The following is a 21,027-nucleotide window of genomic DNA, read 5'->3' on the forward strand; positions in this document are numbered from 1 at the left end:
AAAAGAAGGGCCGGCTCACGCCGACCCTGCGAAGTTTTGGGAGAGGATGCCTGAAAGGCATCAGGGATATGGGTATCCTCATTTCATGCTGCAAGTGCGAACAGAAGAAATTCTGACCGGTTAGTTTCGGCCGACGGAAGGGAAGCACGACGCTGCCTCCGACCGGCAGGTTCCTGCCCCTGCCCTTGTTCGCGACCCGGAAACGCGGCCATCCAAAGATTACTAACCCCGGTTCGCGAGCATCCAATCCACAATGATTGGTCGACCCTCGCACGGCCGCTCTCACCCCGCGCCACCGGCGCAAAGGAGGACTCATGATGCATTGCCGCCCACACGATCGCCCCATTCGCAAAGCATGGCTGTCATCCCTCGCTGTCATCCCCACGTTGCTGTCGGGCTGCACGGCGCTCGGATCGGCGATGTCGCCCTACAGTGAGAAGTTCAGCTGCAAGAACGACGATCACGGCCAATGCATCCACCCCGAGAAGGCCTATGAAGATGCGGCGCTGGGCCACGCGTCGCACTCGGACCCGCCGGTCACCCGCGACAAAGCTCTGCTCAAAACGAACTCGCGCGGCGCGGTAGGCCGCGGCCGCGGCGACACCGGCGCCTACGGTAGCTATCGCGACAGCGTCTATCGCGAGCTCCAGGGACTTATCGACGCACCCGATACGCCGATGCTGCGGCCCGCCCAGGCCGTGCGGACGCTGATCCTCCCCTATGCTGATCGCAATCGGCCCGACCGGCTCTACATGCCGCGCTTCGTCTACTCGGTCCTCGAAACCCCCTCCTGGGTGGTCGGCGGCTATCTTGTCCCGCCCGTCTCGGCCGCTACGCGCGCGCCGGTGCTCGAACAGGTGCGCGAGACGCCCGGGACCGAGCCAGCCCCAACGATATCGCTGCCCGCCGAGCTGCGCCCGTGAAGGCGCCCGGGACGCGAACGGGCGGCGGCCTCACCTTTGCCGACCTCCATCGCGGCGTCGCGCGCGACCGTTATTCGGACTTCCTGCCGCTCGTAGCGTGGGTCGAGGAAGAGGAAGCCTTTCTCTGCATCGACGACGGCTGGGGCTATGCCTGGGAACTGACGCCCGCGGCCTATATGTTCGCGCATGTCCACCAAGCCCTTCTCGGTCTGCTCAATATCCAGTTCCCCGAGAACAGCGTCGTCCAGCTCATCAGCTTCGCCGACCCGCTGATCGCGCCCGCGCTCGACCAATATCTCGATCTCAAGACGCGGCCCGATCCGCTGATCCAGGCTTCGGCGCGGCGAACCCATGCCTATCTCAACGAAGGGCGAAATGGTCTCGCCGCGCTTCACGGCATCCCCGTGCGCGATTTCCGGACCTTGCTTGCCGTCAAGACGCGCGCGCCGATGCACAGCGACCTTCGCCGCCAGATCGAGGAGCAGCTTGCCAAGCTCGGTATCCGCCGCCTCGAGCCCGAAGAAATGGTCGCCTTCTATCGGCGCATCTTCAATGGCGTCTTCGACGCCGCGCCCGGCGTCTACGCCACGGCTGCAGCCGCCCACGCGGCGCCGCCGATCCGCAAGCAGATCATCGATGCCGGCCCCGATCTCGCGTTCGATGGTCCGGAAGTCTTTCTCGGCAACCAGGTCGCGCGCTGCCTGACGCCGAAAGCACCGGCGCGGCGCGTCACCGCGGAGCGCGCCAACCGGTTGACAGGCGGGATGCGGGGGAGTGCCGAGGACAGCGACCAGATCGGCGGGCCCTTCCTCTATTGCCTCAACATCCTCTTCGACCATTCGCAGTTCGAGATTCACAAGCGCGCGCAGATCCTCTCGGCGCAGAAAGCCGCGGGAAGCTTCGCGGTCGAGGTCGGCAAGCAGATCGAGGAGATCGGCTGGGTACTCGACGAGGCAGGCAACAGCCGCTTCGTCTCGGTGATGCCCTGCGTCTGGGTGTTCGGCCGCGACCGCCACCAGGCGCGCGAGATGGCCGCGCGCGCGAAGCGCCTCTGGGAAAGCGAGCCGCTCCCCTGGATGGTGCAGGAAGAATCCTACCTCAATCCCATCCTGCTCACCGCGAGCCTGCCGTTCGGCCTCTATCCCGAACGCCGGACGATCAGGATGCTCGAGCGCGATTTCAAGATGCCGGTGAAGGCGACTGCCCTGATGGCGCCGATCCAGACCGATTTCCGCGGCGGCGGCCGCCCTGCCCTGCTCTACACCGGACGCAAGGGCCAGCTCATCACGCTCGATCTCTTCGACCCGCGCATCAACAATTATAATTTCATCGTCGCGGCCGAAAGCGGCGCCGGCAAGAGCTTCCTGCTCAATGACCTTTGCCGCCAATATTTCGCGCAGAACGCGCTGATCCGCATCATCGATATCGGCGGCAGCTACCGCAAGCTCTGCACCCTCTGTTCGGGCCGTTATATCGACGTCGGTGAGGAACGGCTCGTTCTCAACCCCTTCGATCTCGGGCTTGCGCTCGACGGCGAGGACAAGCAGTCGGCGATCGCGATGGCGGTCGCGATCGTCGCCGAGATGGCGAATGCCGCGACGCGCAAGGGTGTCTCGACCTCGGAATGGAACCTTATCAAATCGGCGGTCCAGTGGACGATCGACGAGGGCCATGCCGACGAAGGCATCGATTCCGTCCGTGCGTGGCTCGGCGCCTATCCGCAATTTGCCGCAGCCGACCTCGACCGCGTCGACCATCTGAAGCCAGTCGCCCGCGAACTCGCATTCAACCTGCGCGATTTTGGGTCGGACGGAGCCTATGGGCATTTCTTCAATGGGCCGTCGACCTTCGACATCAGCTCGGACGAGTTCGTCGTGCTCGAACTCGAACGCCTGAAAGCCATACCCGACCTGTTCAACGTGGTCGTGATGGTCGTGATCAACGCGGTGACGCAAGAGCTCTACCTCTCGGCCCGCGATCGCCCGCGATTCGTGATCTGCGACGAAACCGCGCAGTTCATGCCCAACAACCCGGGCCAGGATTTGTCCCGCCTCGCCGAAGCCATCGCCCAGGGCTATCGCCGCGCGCGCAAATATCGGGGCAGTTTCGGTATCATTCTCCAGAGCATGAACGACCTTCTGCTGTTCGGGGGCATCGGCCAGGTGATCCTCGAAAATGCCGCCACCCGGTTCCTGTTGCAGGGATCGACCTACGACAAGGCGGTCGAAAACAAGATCCTCGATTATTCGGGGTTCGTTCTCGACCTCCTGAAGTCGGTTCGCAACAACAAGCCGAACTACAGCGAGGTCTTCATCGACAGTCCGCTCGGGCTCGGCATCGCTCGCATCGTTGTCGATCCCTTCTCGTACTGGATCAACACGTCGGCGCCCGAGGATGTGGCGGCTTTCGAGGCGCTGGTACGCAGCGGTCGTTCGCCGCTCGAAGCCGTGTGCGAACTGGCGGGCGTGGACCCGCGCGAGATTCTCGGCGAGCGGTCGTTGCCAGCCACCGCGCATGAGCACCTGCCATGACGCGGCGCGCGGCTAACGCGGACCAGCTTCGGCTCGATCTGGCCGCCATGCTGCCGTCCGACCGCATGCGCTTCGAGGCAGCTGTCGCGGCGGAGGCCGAGCGTCGTGCCTTCTATTGGCGCTTCCGCCTTGTCGCGATCGAGACGGTGATGATGTCGGGACTGGTGCTGATCGCCGGCCTGCTTGTCGAACAGCCGACGGACATCGTCGTCCAGGCATCCGTGACGGTCGGCATCGCCTGCTTCGCAAGCGGGATGCTGCTGATCTGGCTGTCGAACGTCGCGAGCGGGTTGATGATCCGGTGGCGCGGGCGTCGGCAGCGGTGAACGGCATCTTCTCCAATGCGCCGTCGCCCGGCGTGATCCGGCTCGTGGTCTCAGGGCTCCTCTTCGGCGTGGTGCAGGCCGCAATCCTGCTGGTTGCGCCTGCGAACATGCCTTCCCCTCGGTCGCTGATCATCCTCCTCGGTCTGCTGACCCTAGGCTGCTTCATCGGCGCGGTCATCGGCGAAAGCGCGGTCGATCCGAAGGACAGGTGGAGAAATCGCGGTGGACCATGACGCCCAGCGTATCCGGCTCGCGGCCTTGCAGTTCGGGATGTCGATAGGGCTTGTCGCCGCCGCCGTCTTCATAGGCGCGTCAGCGCATGGTCAGACGTCGATCATTGGCCGGACCTGGCCGATTGCCGAGCCCGACGCCCTCGCCGAGATTGAGGCGCGCGCGGCGCGGCAGCCGCCGAGTATCGCCGAGCGGTTCGGGCCACGAGAAGGCTGGAGCGCTATGAAATCCGCGGCCCTCGGCGTCGCGGCGGTGGATCGGCGGCGCACCGTCATCCCCTTTCATACGCTCGATTTCGAAATTCGCTTGCCCGATGGCAAGCTGCTCTACCCGAAGGGCTACACCTTCAATCCCCTTGCCTATGTATCGTTGCCGCAGCGGCTCGTGGTCGTGCATCCGCGTGATATTGGCTGGGCGATCATGCAAGCCCGTCCGATCGACTGGATATTGCTGGCCGGGGGAGAGACAGCATCGACCGATCCGATCGCGCTCGGTGAGAAGGTGGGACGACCGCTTTTCATCCTCGAAGAGCGTATCAGGGATCGGCTCGGACTGACCGTCGCGCCCGTCATCGTGGAGCAGGTTGGGCAGAAGCTCGAACTGCAGGAGTTCGAGATCGAACGTCGACGTCCGATTAAATAGACCGCGCGCCCTTCGCAACGATTGGCCATTGCTCGCTGCCCAGAGCGGAACAATCTTTCGCGTCCTGGCCTTTTGGCGCTTTCATCCAATCCCGAATCGAACAGAGCGCATAACCCGGCACTGCGACCCAGGAGAGCTCTCCCTCGGCAACGAGGACAGGGATCTTCATCTTGACACCCATTCGGCTTCGGCCGGGTGGGTGTCATTTTTTTGATCGTTATTCGACGAAGTTGGCGAGCTTCTTGAGCATCATATCCATCCCGGCGCGACAATCGCCTTCGCTGATCCCGGACGGAACATCCGCCGCCGCTATCGTAACCTTTGTCCCGTCTTTGACTTGCTCGAGTATGGTCGTGATCGACAATTCTCCCTGCGAGGGAGGGTTTGCGATGTCGAAGCGGACGCTCTCGACGATCCGCTCGTCGGGAAGAATTTCCGCGAACCTGCCGTCGACGACACCGGCAACCTTGCTCGATTCGCTCTCCTCTGGCCCCTCCCGCGATTGCTGAAATGCGATGCGGTAAGCCCCGCCCGGGCGAGAGTCGAAATGTTCGATCTGGGCCGTCACGCCGCTCGGCAGGCGCCACGCCGGAATCGTCTCAGGGTCGAGCATCGTGCGAAATATCGCGCGCGGCTTCGCGAGGATGACGCGGGAGTTCTTGTGAGTCGCCGGGAAGGTCATGACCTTCCCACCTATTGCGACGACAGCCGCGAGAACAAGACATTCCTGCGCCGGCACGCCAATCTCGTGAAATACTAACCAGAGCGACGCGGCTTCCAGGCCGCCGACGATCGATGCGCGCTGGGTGATCACCGCTGAGGCGCCAGTTCGAGCGGATCGTCACTCGTCATTAGTCCGGATAGTTCGCGGGGATTCCCGAAGCCTCCGCCGGCAAATGCGGAACAGCCGCGCCTCTCGTCGGCACGTTCGCGCCCCACCCGTTGTTGCGGGGCGTTCAGACCTGCATTCCTGCCCGCGGATAGGGCCGAGATACCGGCAGATCGCAGGATCGAACACCGCCTTTCCATCTTTCGCTGACCTTCACGCGCCCCGAGCGGCGCAACGGAGATTCTATGCTCGCTCGCTCCGTCCCTTTCGACGCGCCGTCCGGCACCGAGCCGCGCGGCGCGAGCGCGAAGCGGGCGAGACGGTTGAAGTTCGCCGCGCTTGCCGCCGCGCTCCTCGCCGGAATCGCGTTACCTGCAGCGCCCGTCCACGCCTCCAAATGCCCCTCGGACGCGATCTTCAACCCGATCACCAAGGTACGCTGGAACTGCATCTTCCCGATCACGATCGGCGGCGTGCGCGTCGGCAGCTATGACAAGCTCGACAAGGCGCTCGACGCCCAGTCGGCCTCCAGGCCGCTTTGCGCCTGCCGCAAGGGCGCGAGTTTCTGGTTCGGCGTGAAGGTGAGCTTCTGGACGCCCAACCGGATGATCGACGTCGTGACCGAGCCCGGCTGCATGATGGCGCTTGGGCTGGACATCATGCCGACCGGCGGGCGCCTGCAGGGCAGTCAGTCGTCGATCTCGGATGGCACCAACACGACCAAGCTGTTTGCACAGATGCATTATTACCAGGCGCCGGTCTGGAAGATGCTCGACATGTTCACGGACCTTCCTTGCCTCGAAGATGACGGGTTCGACGTTGCGCTGATGACCGAGGTTATGCCGACCTGGCAGTCGGGAACATTGGGTGCGATCATCCAGCCCGAAGGCATCCTCTTCGGTAACCCCGCGGCGGGTCTCGCTTGCATGGCAGACAGCGCGGCCGCCGCCGCCGGCAAGGTCGTCGATCCGCTCTTCTGGTGCATGGGAAGCTGGGGCTCGACCTATCCAGTCGCCGGCGACATCCACATGGGCGACCGGGTCGAGGCCTGGGCAGGGCTGGCCGCGCGCGGCACCTTCATGATGGGCCGCATGGGCGCGCTCACTATTCATTCGGCGGACGGCTGCTCGTTCAAGCCGCAGCCCATCTGGACCAAGAGCCGATACAAGCTCCAACTGATGGAGCCGGTGAAGGGCGGCAAGTGCGTCAACATCGGCCGCCCGGGCGCACTCTGGACCTCGGGCAAGCATGCGCCCGGCAAGGACAACGCCCAGTTCATGCTCTTCGAGAAAGCGATTTGCTGTGCTGGCATCTCGACGCCCTGATGCGGCGCCGGTTCCGGCGCATACCGATCGCCTTGCGCGCAGCCCGGAATCGGCCCGGTCTGCCCGCCACAGCCCTGGTGGCTGCCGGCAGGCGCGCGAGGCGGGGGCGGCGCCCTGCCCCCTCTCCTTGGGCGCCGCTCCACCTTCAGCCGAGGCGGCCACCGAACCTCGGACGGCGGAAAGCTGTGCCTCAACCCCGCTGCGTTCGCAGGTGAAGGCCGTGCTCACCGTCTTCGAAGGCCAGGCGGCGTTTCGGCTCCTCCCGCCCGGATGCGATGATTTCCGGGCGGGAGACCTGTTTCGCGTGGCCCATGGCTCGCGCACCATCGACGGGAATCGCTCGTGACCCCGCGGTTTCTTGCCCTGTTGCCTATCTCGGCCGCGCTCCCCGGCGTGGCGCTGGCCCAGACGATCGAGGACCGTGCGCGCACCGCGGCCGAGGCGTCGCGCTCCAAGAGCAGCGACAGCGAAGCCATCCTCGAAAATTACATCAGCCCCGGCCTCGCCGGGCAGTCCATCGCGACGGTCGACAAGAGCAAGAGCTTCACGCCGAACCTCGCCTGCCAGAAGACGGCGAACTTCCTTGAAATCCTGATCCAGCCTGGCGCGGGCGGCGATATCACTACCGTCCGCATCGCGCGCGACAAGGATATCGACGGCCAATTCGATAGCGTGACGACCTTGCCCGTGCCGGTGTCGGGGATTTGCGCCAACGGCGTGATCTCCTGCCGCCCCGGGAGCTGGAGCGACTGCCGCAGCTTCCAATGGGATGTCGACAGCAGCGGCGACCTCAAGCTCGCCGAAGTCGAGATGCCTGCGCTCGCCGGCTGCTATTGCGTCAACAACAGTTGCGGCGCGAACCTCGTCATGGGCAATCTGCCGTCGGTGCTGAAAGATCTTGGCGGCGGTGCGGTCGGCGCGCTGTCGAGCCACGATCCGCGCAACGGTGTCGCCGACGCACGGGTGAACGGTCCCGTCATTCAATATGTCGGCGCGCAATCGACCGCGTGCAGCCCCGATCCCGCCCTGCCCCAGACGGCCTATCGCGCGAACCCGACCGCAATCCAGGGCGACGCTTTTGCCGCATCGCGGTCGAACAGCCTGTTCCAGTCGCTCGCTGGCTCACCTGCCGGCACGGGCCGTGCCGAGCAGGTCCGGGCCTGCACGATCGAGCGCGAAGTGACCTTCCTGCCGCTCGGTTACGACGATATCGTCTCCGCGTCGGGCTCCATTTATTCGGTTCGCGACTGCGGCGAGGGATGTCGCCGCTATCGCATCATCGGCGACGGCGATTGCAGCGGATCGCCGCCAATCTTCACCGCGCGCTTCGAAGTCAGCGACCCCGCGAAGCTTATATCCGCACAGATCGTCGAGATGGGCGCCGACGACTGGGTCCAGGGCCGCGTCAACGGCCGCATCGTCAGCTCGGCCGGACCGCGCCCCTGGCTGACCACTGGATTGCCTTCTGGCGATTGCCGCACCGACGGCGGCGCGGCGCGCAACTATACGCCTTATGATTTCACGGCCGACCTCCGGGCAGGTCCCGCAACCGTATCGGCGCGCGTGCGGGGCGGGGGCGGCGGCGCGCCGCTCACGACCCAATGGGGTCTCGTCGATGTCGAGATCCGCGTCTCGCCCGGCTGCGAGCCCAGCGAGCGGCTCGTCGACCTGTGCGCGGGCACAGGCGGCGATACGAAGTGCCGCCTCGACAGCGAAAATGTCGACGGCGTCCAGACCTTCCGCAATGGCATCAGCACCGGCCTGAGACCCCTCACCCAAACCCGCCTGTTCGGCACCGGGTCGTGCACCATCCAACTCACCCGCGACTTCTTCCGCCGCGAGCGCAGCTATAAATGCGTCGTCGACACGGGCTCCATGCCCGAGCCCGATCTCAGGCGCGGCGCGTGGATCATCGACCATTCGACCGAGACGATGCTCGCCGACCGCGTGCGCACCGCCGACGGCGGCATGGCGTCGTTGACGCGGCCGTTCGCGCTCCCCGACCGCGGCTCGGTGCCCGCCTGCGAGGCGATCTGCAAGACGCGGGCGCCCAAGGCGAACGCAGACGCCGCGCCCGATGGCGTCGTCGGCGCCAGGCAGACGAACCCGACCGGGTTCGACACCTTCTATCATGTCTGCCGCGCCGACAATGTCTGCCCGGCGGGTCCCGGCGAGACGATCGTCAGCCCCTGCGGCTGTCTCGACGATTTCCCCGAAGCGGTGGTGGTGATGCAGACGGTCCGGCTCGCCGGCGCCGATCTCGCCTGCACGGCGACGGCGCGATGAGCTGGCGCGACATCCCTTGGCCGCACCGGGCCGCGCTGATCCTTTTGCTAGTCCTGGGGCTGGCTATCGGCAGCGCGCTCGCGGCCGCGCCAGCGCACGCCCAGCAGATTTGCGCCGCCGATCTCGACGGCAGCGGCGAGGCCGACGGCCCCGGCGAAACAGCAAGCTGCACCGGAACAGCAAACGGCGGATGGCAATGTCCGCTCGAGCGCGCCTGGTGCGCAGCCGAGCCCGGCGGCGGCTGGTCGTGCCCGCTTGGACCCCAATATGGCTGCGAGACGCCGACGAGCGGCGGCGTTCCGGCCTGCTCGCCGCATAGCTGTATCGATACCGCCGCGAACCCGATCGAGGATGAGCCCGTTATCGACGATCCCGGCGCGCCCGCCGATGGGCCGGTCGATGCCGATGGCAATTGCCTCGGCAATATCGAGATCTTCGCGGGCCGCGCGCTGCGCTGCCGCCCCGCCGGGCTCAAGACCGGCTTCCAGAGCTGCTGCAAGGACAAGGGCAAGATCGTCAAGGACGGCATGGGCTCGTCGCTCGCATCGACCCAGACCAAGATCGCGATCGCCAAGGGCGTGTTCACCGGCGCCAAGGCCGCCTATGCCGCCTTCCAAGCCGGGGCGACAGCGAGCCAGGCGGCGAGCGCGGGCGCCAATGCGATCATCGTCGGCATCGATCCGACCTCGATCGCGATCAGCCTCGCGATCAACGTGATGATCGATTTCCTGCTCACCTCCTGCGACCAGCAAGATATGGAAGTCGGCATGCTGCGCGGCTCGGGCATGTGCGTCGAGATCGGCAGCTATTGCTCGTCGAAGATCCTCGGCATCTGCGTCCAGAAATCGCGCAGCCATTGCTGCTTCAACACCAAGCTCGGCCGCATCATCCAGGAACAGGGCCGTCCGCAACTCAAGTCCTTTGCCGATGGCTGGGGGCCGGTGAAGACGCCGAACTGCCGGGGGTTCACGCCCGAGGAATTCCAGGCGCTCGACTTCAGCCGGATGGACCTGTCCGAATATTACAACGAGATCGAGGCCCGCGCGCAAGCCGACATCCAGATCGACATGAAGGATCGCATCGATGCCTATACGCAGGCCATCGGCCGCTAGGCCGCGCCTTGCCGCGCTGATCGCGCTCGCCGGATGGGCGGGGATGCCCAGCGCCGGGACAGCGCAGGTGTCGCCGGGGACCGAAGAGCCCTCGTCGGCGCGCAGTGAGATCGAACGCGAAGGCAATGCCGCGATGGAACGGCTGCGCGGCGCAATCTCGCGGCCAAAAGTCGAGTCTGTCCACGCTCCATCGGAGCTGCCGGAGCCGACCGAAGCCGAGCGCCGCCGCGCCTTCGAAGCCCTGCGCGGCCACTCCAAGTCTCCGGCAATGGAATCACGTGCGCGCGACGCGCTCAAGGCCGGCAAGGATCGCTTCGCTGCCGAGCGCGAGGCGATGGCGAAGCGGCTCGGCCAGGCGCTCGGCCTCGAAGCGCCCGACATGAAGGCCATCGCCGATGCGGGGCCGGCGCAAGCGACCAAGGGCTGGGTGCCCGTGCTGTTCGTCTCCTCGTCGATGCCGACGGCAACGCTCAGAACCTATGCCGCGCAGGTTGAGAAGGCGCGCGGCGTGATCGCATTTCGCGGCATGCCGGGCGGGATGACCAAGGTGGCGCCGATGGCGAAGCTCACCGCCGAGATGCTGCGGCTCGATCCGGGCTGCGAAGGCCCGGCCTGCGTGATGCGCGACATCCAGGTGATCGTCGACCCGCTGGTCTTCCGCCAGCACGGCGTCGCCCGCGTGCCTGCGCTCGCGATGATCCCGGGCGATCCGGCGCTCCCCTATTGCGAGCGCGAGGACGAGAGTCCGCGCGCTTCCCATGTCGTTTACGGTGACGCGGCGCTCTCCGGCCTGCTCGAAGAAATTGCCCGCCTCGGCGGAAAGGAGGAGGTGCGCGATGCTCAGTCACGCCTGGAAGCTCGGTAAGCGACTTGCCATCGCGCTGAAAGGACTGCCGCGCCGCGCGGCGGTCGCGCTCGGCAGTGAAGGGCTTGGGCAGCCCGCGCGCCCGAACCGGCTATGGAAGGCCTGCGCGATCGTCATTCCCTCGGGCCTTTTCGCCTGCTGGGCGATGGCACAGGTCACTTGGGTCATGTCGCCGTCGATCGACGCCTGGGCCGTGCGCGCCGCGCCGGGGCCGATCGCGAAAGGCGACCTCGTCATGTTCACGCTCTCGCATCCGCTCGCGGGACCAAAACCTGTCAATGTCACCAAGTTCGCGCTCTGCTTTCCCGGCGAGCGCATCAGCCTGATCGAGAAGCCTTCGACCTTCGAACCCAATGCGCTCGACGGCTGGTATTTCTGCGAAGGCAAGCTGCTCGGTATCAGCAAACCGTTCGGGCGAAACGGCCAGCGGCTCGAGCATTGGCGTCCCGACAACGGGCTGATCCTGCCCGGCACCATCTATGTCGGCTCGCACCATCCGAGCGGGTTCGACAGCCGCTATTATGGCCCGGTGCCGATCGGCGAGCTCAAGCGGATGGAGAAGTTGTTGTGATGCGCGCTTCCCTGCTCTCGCTCGTCGCGCTGGCCGTCGGCGTTGCGGTGCCCGCTGCGGCTCAGCTTTCCCGCACGGCTCAGCCCGAACCCAAGCAAGGCTATTGGTGGTATCAGGCCCCGCCGCCTAAGGATGACGATGCGGACCCCGAAGCGCTGGCGAAGCCCCGGATTCCGCCGATGGCAGAGCTTGCGCGCCTAACGCCGCCGAAGATCCGCAAGCTGATCGAGGCGCAGCGCGACTATGCCGCGACCGTGCTCACGATCGATGCCGTCGCCGATTTCTGGCGCTTGCAGGACTTTGCGAGGCGAAAGGCCCGCGCCTTCGCCGGCGTCACCCAGGTCGCGATGCTTCATCACCCCGAACTCAGCGCCAAGTCCGCCAACCCGATGGTCGGGGACGCGCGTGCCACGATGGGGGCCGAGAAGGAGCAGGTCCGGCGGCACTATCTTCGCGGCCAGGCCGGGCAGTTCGCGCTCGTGATGTTCTCGCGCTCGAGCTGCGGATACTGCCGCGTGCAGTGGCCGATCATCGAGCGCTTCCGCGAGGAAACCGGTTGGCAGGTCACGCTGATGGACATCGACCAGCGGCCCGAACTCGCCACGCGGTTCGGGGTCGAGATCACGCCGACGACGATGGTGATCCGCCGCGGCAGCGCCCAGCGCATGGTGATCGCGAGCGGCGTCGAATCCTATCCGAACCTTTCGCAGACCGCTTACCAGGCGGTGCGGCTGCTGCTCGGCGATATCCGGCCCGAGCAATTCCTGACCGGCGCGGGCGAAGAGGACGGCTTCTTCGATGCCCTGTCGGCGGGGCCGGTCTCTGCGACCGATCCCCGCGCACTCGGCGGCGATCTCGTCACCTCGAGCCTCGAACCTCGGCCATGAAGGCGCGCGCCCTCCTCTCGCTGCTCTGCGTCGGCCTCGCCTTGCCGGCGCTCGCGCAGTCCCCTTCGCGCGAGCAGGCGGCGCGCGCCGCGATCCACCCGGTTGCGAGCGCGGCCGAGATGAACGTCTGGCTCGCGCGCGTTCCGGTAACGCGGTCCTTTCCGCCTAACTTCGCCGAGGAGTTGCGCGGCGCGGGCGGCGCCTTCATCGTCGAGATGAGCACGGCGCCGGGCTGCCTCCCCTGCGCCGACCTCTGGCCGAAGCTCCAAGACCTCGGACGCCGTTATGGCTGGCGGGTTCGGGCGCTCGGCGCCGACGAAGCGATGCTGCGCTCGGGTCGGGTCGGCCTCCCCTGGGTCGGGCATCCCGTAGCCTGGGTACGCCCGGTGAAGGACGCGAACCGTATCATCCCGATCGCGGTCGGCACCGACCATAGTCCGAACCTCGCGCGCAATCTTTATCTGTCCGCCAAGATGCTGACTGGGGTGAAACCCGCTGTCGGCGTGCGTGCGCTTTCCAAGTTTACGGGGATCGTCGGGAACAGTCCGGGAGCGCCATCGCAGCGCAGTGCCAAGCCATGAACACTGCCCGCCTATACCTCCGCGAGAAGTGCATGACCGGCGACCACAACCGGCATCACTTCGACGCCATCGGCAAGCGGGTAGCGCTCGCGGCCGGGATAGATCAGCAATCGCTTCGCGGGCGAGAGATCGTCGCAGGCATGATGAAAGCCGCGTTCAAGCTTGGGTTGCAGGCTCCTCTTAATCTCGATTGCCCAAAGCTCGCCGCCAGGAAGCGTCAGCAGCAAATCGATTTCCGCGCCCGCCGCCGTCCGATAGAAATTGGCTTTCGTCCCCTCCGGGGCAGCGGCGATCAGCGTTTCGATGACGAAACCTTCCCAACTTGCCCCCGCGATGGGATGGCCGAGAATATCTTCGTAGGACGAAAGCCCAAGCAGTGTGTGAACGAGTCCGCTGTCGCGGACATAAATGCGCGGCGATTTGACGAGACGCTTGCCTGCGTTGCTGTGCCACGGCTCGAGACGTCGGACCAAGAGAAGATCGACCAGAAGATCGAGATATCCAGCGACCGTCTTGCCGTCGACGCCGAGGCTCCGGGCAAATTCGGCCGCATTGAGAAGGCCGGATTGATGATGTGCGAGCATCGTCCAGAAACGGCGGAGTGTCTCGGCCGCGATGCGGGGACCGAACATTGGAATATCGCGTTCGAGATAGGTGCGGATAAAATCCTGCCGCCATCGCTGGCTTGCCCGATCGCTCGCCGCAAGGAAGCTATCGGGAAATCCGCCGCGTACCCAAAGCCGGTCAATTTGATCATCGCCGACTTCAAGCCCGTCGAGCGGACGCATTTCGAGGTAGCTGATACGTCCGGCGAGACTCTCTCCCGACTGGCGCAGAAGATCGATCGATGCCGAGCCGAGGAGCAGGAAGCGGCCTGTCCTTTGGCCTCTACGCCGACCGGCGTCGATCAGCCCGCGCAAGATCTGGAACAGTCCCGGCAAACGATGGACTTCGTCGAGGATGACCAGCTTGTCCGCATGTCCGGCAAGATAAAGTTCGGGTTCCGCCAGCTTGGCGCGATCCGCATCGGACTCGAGGTCGAGGTAGATCGAGGGTCTGGATTCGCCGATTTCAACCGCGAGCGTGGTCTTGCCGACCTGTCTTGGGCCGATGAGCGCAACAGCTGGCACTTCGGCCAACCTTTCCGCCAGTTCCGTCGAGATACGGCGATCAATCATCCTTGCATTTATGGAGTTCTATTCCAGTTTTGCAAGGTTAATTTGCATAACATGCTGATCATGGCGAACCCGGCCCGAGAGGATTGAAAGGAGCAAGTCATGCCAAAATCCCGCCAGATGATCGCTGCGCTCACTACGCTATCAGCTATGGGAATGGCCGCGCCGGCTCATGCCCAAAGCTGGGCCGAGCATTGGTTCGACAATGTGACCTACACCTCGCCCGGCAGCTTCGAGGATCAGGCGCGCGGCTATGTGACCGCGGGCGGCTTCTCGGGCCGCGTCGACGTCCACAACGATTACCTCATGAGCGTGACGTTGCCGAAAGTGCGCGCCGGCTGCGGCGGGATCGACATGTTCCTCGGCGGCATGTCCTTCCTCGATCCCGAGTATCTCGTCCAGAAGCTGGAAAGCATCCTGCAGGCCGCGCCCGCCGTCGCCTTCCAATATCTCCTCGAAACCCTCGACGAGAAGATGGGCAACATCATCTCAAAGATGGAGGCGGCGACCAACTATCTGAACTCGATCCAAGTCAACGACTGCCGCCTCGCCAACCGCATGGTCCAGATCGCCAAGGGCGACGACAATATGTCAGGGATCATCGAGGAGATGACCGGCTACAAGTCGATCAAGGAAGGCTATGCGAAAAGCTATCAGCAGAGCCGCGAGAAGATCCAGGCGAACCAGAACAATCCGACGGAAGACCTGCGCGACGCGCTCGCCAACTGCCCGCGCGAGGTCACCGACATCTTCCGCACCGGCTCGCTCCTCGCCCATGCCGCCGCGCGGGTCGGCGCGAGCGAATGGACCGGGGTCATGCGCGCCCGGGTCGGCGACGTCTATATGCGCTGGGATGCGACCGACAAGGTGCCGCTCTTCTCGGCGATCCCCGCCTGCCCGCGCCAGGAGACCGAGGGCGTCGAGGATTTCCTGACCGGACGCGTCCGGCGCCGCGCGCTGAACGTGCCGCCGACCGGCGCCGATTGCGGCGTCGACGGACCGGGCCGCGGCGCGCTGATCCTCGCGCGCGAGCGGATGCAGGCGATCGCGACGAAGATCCGCACCCGGGCCGCGCTCACGGCCGAGGAACGCCAGTTCGTCGCCAATGTGAAGACGCTTCCGATCTACCGCATGCTTGAGTGGGGCGTCCGCGAAGGCGTCGAGGATAGCGTGATTGGCGACACCGACGAACTCGTCGCGCTGACCCTCGCCTACCAGATGCTCAACGACCTCACCCGCAGCCTCGACTTCGCGCTGTCGAACGCCGAGCGCGGCGCCGCGGCGGCGGGCGCGGCCGATGCGGGAAATTCCAACATCTGCCAGACGCGCATCCTCACCAAGGGGATCGAGCAGCTCCACGGGCTGCGCGAAGAGGTGCTGCGCCAGCGCGCCCAGATGCGCCAATCCTATATGGCCGCGCTGAACCAGGCGAACCTCTCCGCCAATTACGCCGGTCTCGTCCGCCAGCGCGACCGCGATGCTCGTGATGCCGCGGGCGCCGCGGCCAACCGCTGACCGCCATGCGCGCGCCCTTCCCTTCCACGCTCGCCGCCGCCTTCGCGCTCGTTCCCGCTCCCGCGCTGGCGCTCGAGACGAGCTTCCACACCTATGACGGGTTCAACGAGACGGTCGACGCGTTCCGCCTTGTCTCGATGATTTTCGCCGACCCGCGCTACGAGACGCTGGTGGTGATCATCGCCGTCGCCGGCATCGCGCTCGGCGCGCTCCTCGCGAGCGTGCGCGGCAACGGCATGGGCATCGTCGCCTTCGGCTTCCAGACGCTCGTCGGCATCGGCCTCTTCGTCGGCCTCGTCGCGACGACGGGAACGGTCCATGTCTACGACCGTGTCCGCAATGCCTATCAGCCGGTCGGCGACGTGCCGAACCTGATCGTGCTCGTGGCCGGCGTCACCAACATGATGGAACGCGCGATCGCCGAGACGATCGACGACAATACGCTCGATCCCAATGCCAAGCTCGAGTTCGGCGCCGGCGGGCACAGCTTCGATCTCTTTCTCAATGCCGTATCCCCGCGCGGGCCGATGACCGACAGCTTTCTCGACGCGACGATCAAGGACTATGTCCGCCAATGCTACCCGGTCGCGCGCGTGTCGCCCGCCTATGGCATCGACGACGATCAGCTGTTTAGGACCACCACCGACCTGCCGCAGGCGTTCGCCGCGATGGCGGGGCCGGCGACCTTCAGCACGGTGTTCACCGCCTCCGACAAGGGCGGCACCACGGTGAGCTGCACCGAGGCATGGACGCATATCTCGGACCGCCTCTCCGATCCGGCGCTTTTCGAGGATTATAGCCGGCAGGTGTGCGAACGCACCGGCTATGACATATCGAACGCCGCCCAGCTCCAGCGCTGCCGCTCGAACCTTGGCGCGCTCGGCGACAAGATGCTCGGCACCCCGCTCACGCTCCAGCAACTGATGACCAACATCAACCTCGGTAACGCCGTCGGCGACGTGCTCTTCGAAGACAGCCCCGCGACCGCGGCGCGCGTCATGGCGAACCGCGCCGTCGTCTCGAGCGGGCTTGCCACCATGTCGACCGCGAACGAATGGATGCCGACGATCCGCGCGACCGTCTTCGGCATCATGCTGTTCATGATGCCGATCGCCCTCCTCTTTATCTTGACCCCGATCAACCTGCGCGTCGCGAGCTTCGCGCTCGGCCTCTTCGTGTTCGTCGCCATGTGGGGGGTGATCGACGCCGGCATCTATCAGCTGACCCTCGGCCGCGCGATGGACGTGCTTGCCGAGATGCGTTCGAACCATGTCGCCGCCAATGCCTGGATGCTCGCCCCCGGCTCGGCGATGAAGGCGCTCGCGATCTTCGGGTCGTTCCGCACCGCCGCCGCCGGGCTCGCCGGCGCGTTCGTGTTCACCGTGTTCCGATTCTCCGGAAACGTGTTCACCTCCTTCACCAGCGGCGCGCTCGGCGTCCAGGGCCAGGGCACCGCGGCGGCGACCTCGATCATGACGCACGAAGGCCGCGCGCAGGCGCTCGAGGCGCAATCGTCCGCGACCGGCACGATGGCACGGCGCAGCGCCACATCGAGTTTCGGGGATTTCGGGGAGCGCTCGACGCTCGGCAGCAACCGCGCCTTCGGCGCCGCCGGCGGCTATCTCGCCGATCGGACCCCCGGGGTAGGCGGAACGACGGGCTTCGCACTCGGCGCGACCGATGCCGCACGCGATCTTGGCGGGCTCGCGCCCGCACTCGTCGGCCGCGACCTCACTCATCCCGCGACCGCCGCGGCCGTGCGCGCCAATGCGACGACGGCGGCGATCCATAATTTTGCCGAGAAGGACGCGCTGCGCGGGCTCGGCACGAGCTATTTCGGCGAGGGACAGGCGGGCGAGCGCGCCTTTGCGCGCTTCGCACAGAACATGGTCCAGTGGAAAGCATTCGGCGACACCCGCGCCTATGACATGATGTTCCAGGGCGCGCAGCGGCACTTCGAGCGCAACGGCTATGCGGGGAAGGATGCCGAGCTCAAGGCCTCGACGGTGATCGCGCAGGCGTCGGCCGATCCGACCTTCGCGAAGCTCATCGCCAACACTTTCGACCAGGAGCAGATGCTGCGGAACGATCTGACCGGGGCTGAGGTCAATGTCGGCGCGATGGAAGGGCGGCGCGACTATGCCGGCGATAATGTCGCGGCCGTCGAGCGGCGCAATGTCGCGACCGAGCAGGCGTATCGGACCGGCAGCAATGAAGGCCAGCGCAATGCCGCAGCGATGCTCGGCCTTCCCGTCGACGAAACCGCGCGCCGCATCTCCTTCATCAACACCCTCTCGGGCGAAGCGCGCTCGTCCGCCATCTCCTCCCTCTCCCGCGCCACGGGCCGCAACGAGGCGCAGGTCATGCGCGCCCTCGAAACCTACAACGCCTCGGTCCAGCTCGGCACGGCCGACGGCGCGACCGAACAGGCGGGGCGCGAGGGTACCAGCGTCTATGGCCGCACCCGCGAAGCGGCTGGCTATGATTTTGCCGAGCGGTCGGGCAAGCTGGATGCCCAACGCGAAATTGGTCATTCGGGCGTGCGCGGCGCCGCGCGGATCGGCGAGCAGCGGCGGCAGAGTGATAATTTCGGATTTGCCGAAGGCGCTGCGGCTGCCGGCATGTCGACCCGCGGCGCGGCGCAGCTCGATGCTTTCATCGGGGCGCTCAGCCGCACGGCGGGCAACCAGGTCGACATGGCCGAGGGCGGCGCGGCGGGCATCGCCGATCGCGCACGCAACGAGCGGCTGACGCGTATCGTCGACAATGAGCGGCTGACGCGCATGCAGGGCCTACTGCGCAGCGAGGGCATCAACATGACCAAGCGCGAGCTCGCGATGGCGCAGAATGGCGACCTCAATCTCAATGTATCGCCCGACGTCGCGCGCCAGCTCCGGGCGGCAGGACTCATCAACGACAGCCAATATGGCGCCATCGCCGAAGGCGGCCGCGCACGGTTCAGTTTCGCGGACAATGATCTGCTGGTGTCGAGCAGCACGGGATTCTCGCAATCGGCGCGCAGCGACACCAGCACCAAATATGAGGCCGGCAAGCAGGCCGGACCCGACACGATCGAGAATATGCTGAGCAGCGAACAGGGTCAGGCCATGATGGCGAACTGGCTCAAAGGCGGGTTCGAGATGGATCGCAATGGCGAGTGGCGGCTTAATCCGCAGGTGGCCGATACGCTGCAGCGCGATGTGTCGGCAATCATGGCGCAGACGGGTTGGCAGCGTTCGATATCGCGCTCGGCACAGGATCAGATCACCATGGGAACGACTGTCGGCGGCAACATCGGCGGCAGCGCGCAAAGCAGCGATTATGCTTCCCGTGGCGGTAAGCAAAAAGGCGGTTCACGATCGCAAACCGCGACTTCGGGAAATGTCGGCGGAAGCCTCGGGTTTTCCAGCCGCGACGTCGGGATCAGCAGTGAAAACGCCCAAGCTTCCCTTGATATCGTCAACTATGAAGTTCGCGGGGCGATTTCCGCAGCAGAACGCGCCGCCGCGCGGTCAGAAACTCCCGAAGCGACGTTCACCCGCGAGTTGAACCGACAAGTGCTTGGACAGGAAGGGCTACGGAATCGCTATCTTGGTCAGGCCGATTCCGCGCGAGGTACTGCGGACATCACGGCCCCGATGACGTCGTATGAGCAGTCATCGATCTTGAGCAAAGGCCGGTTCTCGACTGATCTCGCCAACGGTCCATTCGACGGAGATAACAGCGACAAGAAGCGCTAGATTCGCGAGCCGTTGTTGGGACTGAGCGGATTGCCGATATAGATCGTGCCCGAGAACGGATCGTAGATATCGCCTACGGGACGCAAATGGTCTGGGGGATACCGCAGAGTTTCCTGCTCGATCTTGATACGTTCGAGTTCCTCGATTTCCTCATCCGAGAGCGGGTCGCCGGCGAAAGGCCTATCGAGCCACGCGCGCACGAATCCGAACCCCAGTACGAGCAGCGCCGTGAGCGGGAAGAAGAGGGCGGTCAGATAGCCAGCGAAAGCGCTCTCGAAAAACGCCCGCAGGGCCGGGATCTTCAACGACGCCGCCGCCACCGTCCAATATATTGGGATCGCTGCCCACCAGAGCTTGGCATACCACGGGCGCCACAGCCAATCGGCCGCAGCGGGCTGCGGAATTTCAAGCTCCGGGATCGCTGAAGAAGGCGTGTTCTGCATGGCTTACCTCGCGTTCAAATGTAGCATCGACGGCAACGCATGGGAATTCGGAGTGGTGCCGAAATCGAACGAATTACCTCGGGAGCTAAGCGACATGTGCTCCCCTCGCCGATTTCGATTGCACGCTCGCCACGCCCCCTCCCTTCCCTCAGGTTGCAATGGGCTAATTCTTCAGGGCTGGCGCTGCAGCCCTGTTCGCCACGCAATCGTCAAAGATGCACCGAAGAGATGCTCTCCCGCGTGCCGAAAGCGCCACATTTGTTCGGCGCGCATCGTGCGGATCTCGTTGACGTTCGACGATCGCGCGCGCTTCTAGACTTTGGGTCAGCCGAACGGCCGTCGCGATCGAAACGCCGCTCGCATAGCCGAGGCTGGATACGGACAATCGTTTGCTAGCGGCGTCAGCTGAATAAAGCTCGAGCAAGATGATCCAGCTTGCAGGGCTCAGGCTGATTTCCCGGATATAGCGGTCCATTATTCGCCGCTCCATGAGCAGCTCGCGGCAGAAACGCAGTCGGTTGGCTTCGACATCGAAAGTCGGATCATCTTGATGTGCCGCGACATCCGACATTCGCCCAAACCAAGCCTCTGCGCTTTCCGGCGCGAAAAGCCAGATAGGCAGGCGCCGCAGACGAAAGCTGCGGCCCGGCGCCGGTCTTGCAGAGGCTCGAATATTGGTACCACAAAAAACGAGCCTCCCGTTTGCTTGCGGTGATTCCAACGCCCCTTAGGCTGGTCGGTTGATAGACGGCACATAAGATGATAAGCGTATAACCGCTTTAGCGACGATGAGGGAATGTGTGATGGGCGAAGTAACCCGCTGGACGGTGAATGTCGCACCGGAAACCGACATCGATGTCCGAACCTATCTTGCCCAGCGTGGCATGAAGAAGGGCGACCTGTCGCGTTTTATCGAAGAATCGGTGAAATGGCGCCTGCTCGACCTGACGTTGGCGGAGGCCCGTGCCGGTTTCGATGACCTGTCACCGGAGGAGATGGATAGTCTGATAGACGAAGCGGTTGCCGACGCGCGTCGGAACTGACG

19 protein-coding genes are annotated in these 21,027 nt (G+C 65.1%); 15 read left to right on the forward strand and 4 right to left on the reverse strand.

The window, feature by feature from the left end; all coding sequences use genetic code 11:
• Nucleotides 1-314 precede the first annotated feature (314 nt).
• Genes JHC57_RS00220 through JHC57_RS00240 form a run of 5 tightly spaced genes read left to right on the forward strand, consistent with a single transcriptional unit; the run spans nt 315 to nt 4,653 of the window.
• Nucleotides 315-923, forward strand: a complete 609-nt coding sequence (locus JHC57_RS00220) for a TraV family lipoprotein (RefSeq protein ID WP_246553339.1) — start codon at nt 315-317, stop codon at nt 921-923.
• Nucleotides 920-3,454 carry a TraC family protein gene (locus tag JHC57_RS00225; RefSeq protein ID WP_062770234.1) on the forward strand — a complete coding sequence of 845 codons (2,535 nt, stop codon included), beginning with the start codon at nt 920-922 and terminating at the stop codon, nt 3,452-3,454. The genes JHC57_RS00220 and JHC57_RS00225 overlap by 4 nt, the downstream gene beginning before the upstream one ends.
• A complete protein-coding gene (locus tag JHC57_RS00230; RefSeq protein ID WP_062770237.1) occupies nt 3,451-3,780 on the forward strand; it encodes a hypothetical protein in 330 nt (109 codons plus the stop codon). The genes JHC57_RS00225 and JHC57_RS00230 overlap by 4 nt, the downstream gene beginning before the upstream one ends.
• Nucleotides 3,777-4,013: a hypothetical protein gene (locus tag JHC57_RS00235; protein ID WP_162928323.1), complete on the forward strand. Its 237-nt coding sequence runs from the start codon at nt 3,777-3,779 to the stop codon at nt 4,011-4,013. Before JHC57_RS00230 ends, JHC57_RS00235 begins: the two co-directional genes overlap by 4 nt.
• Before the next feature lie 37 nt (nt 4,014-4,050).
• A complete protein-coding gene (locus JHC57_RS00240; RefSeq protein WP_062770330.1) occupies nt 4,051-4,653 on the forward strand; it encodes a hypothetical protein in 603 nt (200 codons plus the stop codon).
• A 217-nt stretch (nt 4,654-4,870) separates the two neighbouring features.
• Here JHC57_RS00240 and JHC57_RS00245 read toward each other — a convergent pair whose 3' ends face one another.
• Nucleotides 4,871-5,467, reverse strand: a complete 597-nt coding sequence (locus JHC57_RS00245; protein WP_062770243.1) for an SRPBCC domain-containing protein — start codon at nt 5,465-5,467, stop codon at nt 4,871-4,873.
• 260 nt (nt 5,468-5,727) lie between these two features.
• On the opposite strand from JHC57_RS00245, the gene JHC57_RS00250 reads away from it, so the two are divergent.
• The 7 genes from JHC57_RS00250 (at nt 5,728) to JHC57_RS00280 (ending at nt 13,109) form a co-directional block, all read left to right on the forward strand.
• The gene (locus JHC57_RS00250) at nt 5,728-6,807 is read left to right on the forward strand and encodes a TraU family protein (protein ID WP_082813418.1); all 1,080 of its coding nucleotides are present in this window, start codon (nt 5,728-5,730) and stop codon (nt 6,805-6,807) included.
• A 342-nt stretch (nt 6,808-7,149) separates the two neighbouring features.
• Complete coding sequence (locus tag JHC57_RS00255) at nt 7,150-9,093, forward strand: hypothetical protein (protein ID WP_294027726.1); 1,944 nt, start codon at nt 7,150-7,152, stop codon at nt 9,091-9,093.
• Complete coding sequence (traN, locus tag JHC57_RS00260; RefSeq protein WP_062770246.1) at nt 9,090-10,205, forward strand: conjugal transfer protein TraN; 1,116 nt, start codon at nt 9,090-9,092, stop codon at nt 10,203-10,205. The genes JHC57_RS00255 and traN overlap by 4 nt, the downstream gene beginning before the upstream one ends.
• A gap of 133 nt (nt 10,206-10,338) precedes the next feature.
• Entirely contained in the window at nt 10,339-11,070 is a 732-nt protein-coding gene (locus JHC57_RS00265; RefSeq protein WP_294027729.1) for a type-F conjugative transfer system pilin assembly protein TrbC, read from the forward strand.
• Entirely contained in the window at nt 11,042-11,641 is a 600-nt protein-coding gene (locus tag JHC57_RS00270) for a S26 family signal peptidase (protein ID WP_062770252.1), read from the forward strand. The genes JHC57_RS00265 and JHC57_RS00270 overlap by 29 nt, the downstream gene beginning before the upstream one ends.
• Nucleotides 11,641-12,528: a conjugal transfer protein TraF gene (locus tag JHC57_RS00275; protein ID WP_215353381.1), complete on the forward strand. Its 888-nt coding sequence runs from the start codon at nt 11,641-11,643 to the stop codon at nt 12,526-12,528. The genes JHC57_RS00270 and JHC57_RS00275 overlap by 1 nt, the downstream gene beginning before the upstream one ends.
• Complete coding sequence (locus tag JHC57_RS00280) at nt 12,525-13,109, forward strand: hypothetical protein (protein ID WP_062770264.1); 585 nt, start codon at nt 12,525-12,527, stop codon at nt 13,107-13,109. Before JHC57_RS00275 ends, JHC57_RS00280 begins: the two co-directional genes overlap by 4 nt.
• Before the next feature lie 11 nt (nt 13,110-13,120).
• Here JHC57_RS00280 and JHC57_RS00285 read toward each other — a convergent pair whose 3' ends face one another.
• Nucleotides 13,121-14,287 (reverse strand): ATP-binding protein, encoded by a 1,167-nt coding sequence (locus JHC57_RS00285; RefSeq protein ID WP_294027735.1) that lies wholly within the window; start codon nt 14,285-14,287, stop codon nt 13,121-13,123.
• A gap of 99 nt (nt 14,288-14,386) precedes the next feature.
• On the opposite strand from JHC57_RS00285, the gene JHC57_RS00290 reads away from it, so the two are divergent.
• Together JHC57_RS00290 and JHC57_RS00295 are read left to right on the forward strand one after the other, a co-directional pair.
• On the forward strand, nt 14,387-15,799 hold the full coding sequence (locus JHC57_RS00290) for a conjugal transfer protein TraH (RefSeq protein ID WP_294027737.1): 1,413 nt from the start codon (nt 14,387-14,389) through the stop codon (nt 15,797-15,799).
• 5 nt (nt 15,800-15,804) lie between these two features.
• A complete protein-coding gene (locus tag JHC57_RS00295) occupies nt 15,805-19,539 on the forward strand; it encodes a conjugal transfer protein TraG N-terminal domain-containing protein (RefSeq protein WP_294027739.1) in 3,735 nt (1,244 codons plus the stop codon).
• Here the strand turns inward: JHC57_RS00295 and JHC57_RS00300 are convergent.
• Nucleotides 19,536-19,982: a hypothetical protein gene (locus tag JHC57_RS00300; RefSeq protein ID WP_215353384.1), complete on the reverse strand. Its 447-nt coding sequence runs from the start codon at nt 19,980-19,982 to the stop codon at nt 19,536-19,538. The genes JHC57_RS00295 and JHC57_RS00300 overlap by 4 nt on opposite strands.
• Nucleotides 19,983-20,145: 163 nt before the next feature.
• Entirely contained in the window at nt 20,146-20,553 is a 408-nt protein-coding gene (locus JHC57_RS00305) for a MarR family winged helix-turn-helix transcriptional regulator (RefSeq protein WP_120218834.1), read from the reverse strand.
• Nucleotides 20,554-20,785: 232 nt separating this feature from the next.
• Between JHC57_RS00305 and JHC57_RS00310 the strand changes: the two genes are divergently transcribed.
• Nucleotides 20,786-21,025 carry a ribbon-helix-helix domain-containing protein gene (locus JHC57_RS00310; protein ID WP_172594965.1) on the forward strand — a complete coding sequence of 80 codons (240 nt, stop codon included), beginning with the start codon at nt 20,786-20,788 and terminating at the stop codon, nt 21,023-21,025.
• Nucleotides 21,026-21,027: the final 2 nt, after the last annotated feature.

The sequence above is a fragment of the Sphingopyxis sp. genome (assembly GCF_016463645.1).
Lineage (GTDB): Bacteria > Pseudomonadota > Alphaproteobacteria > Sphingomonadales > Sphingomonadaceae > Sphingopyxis.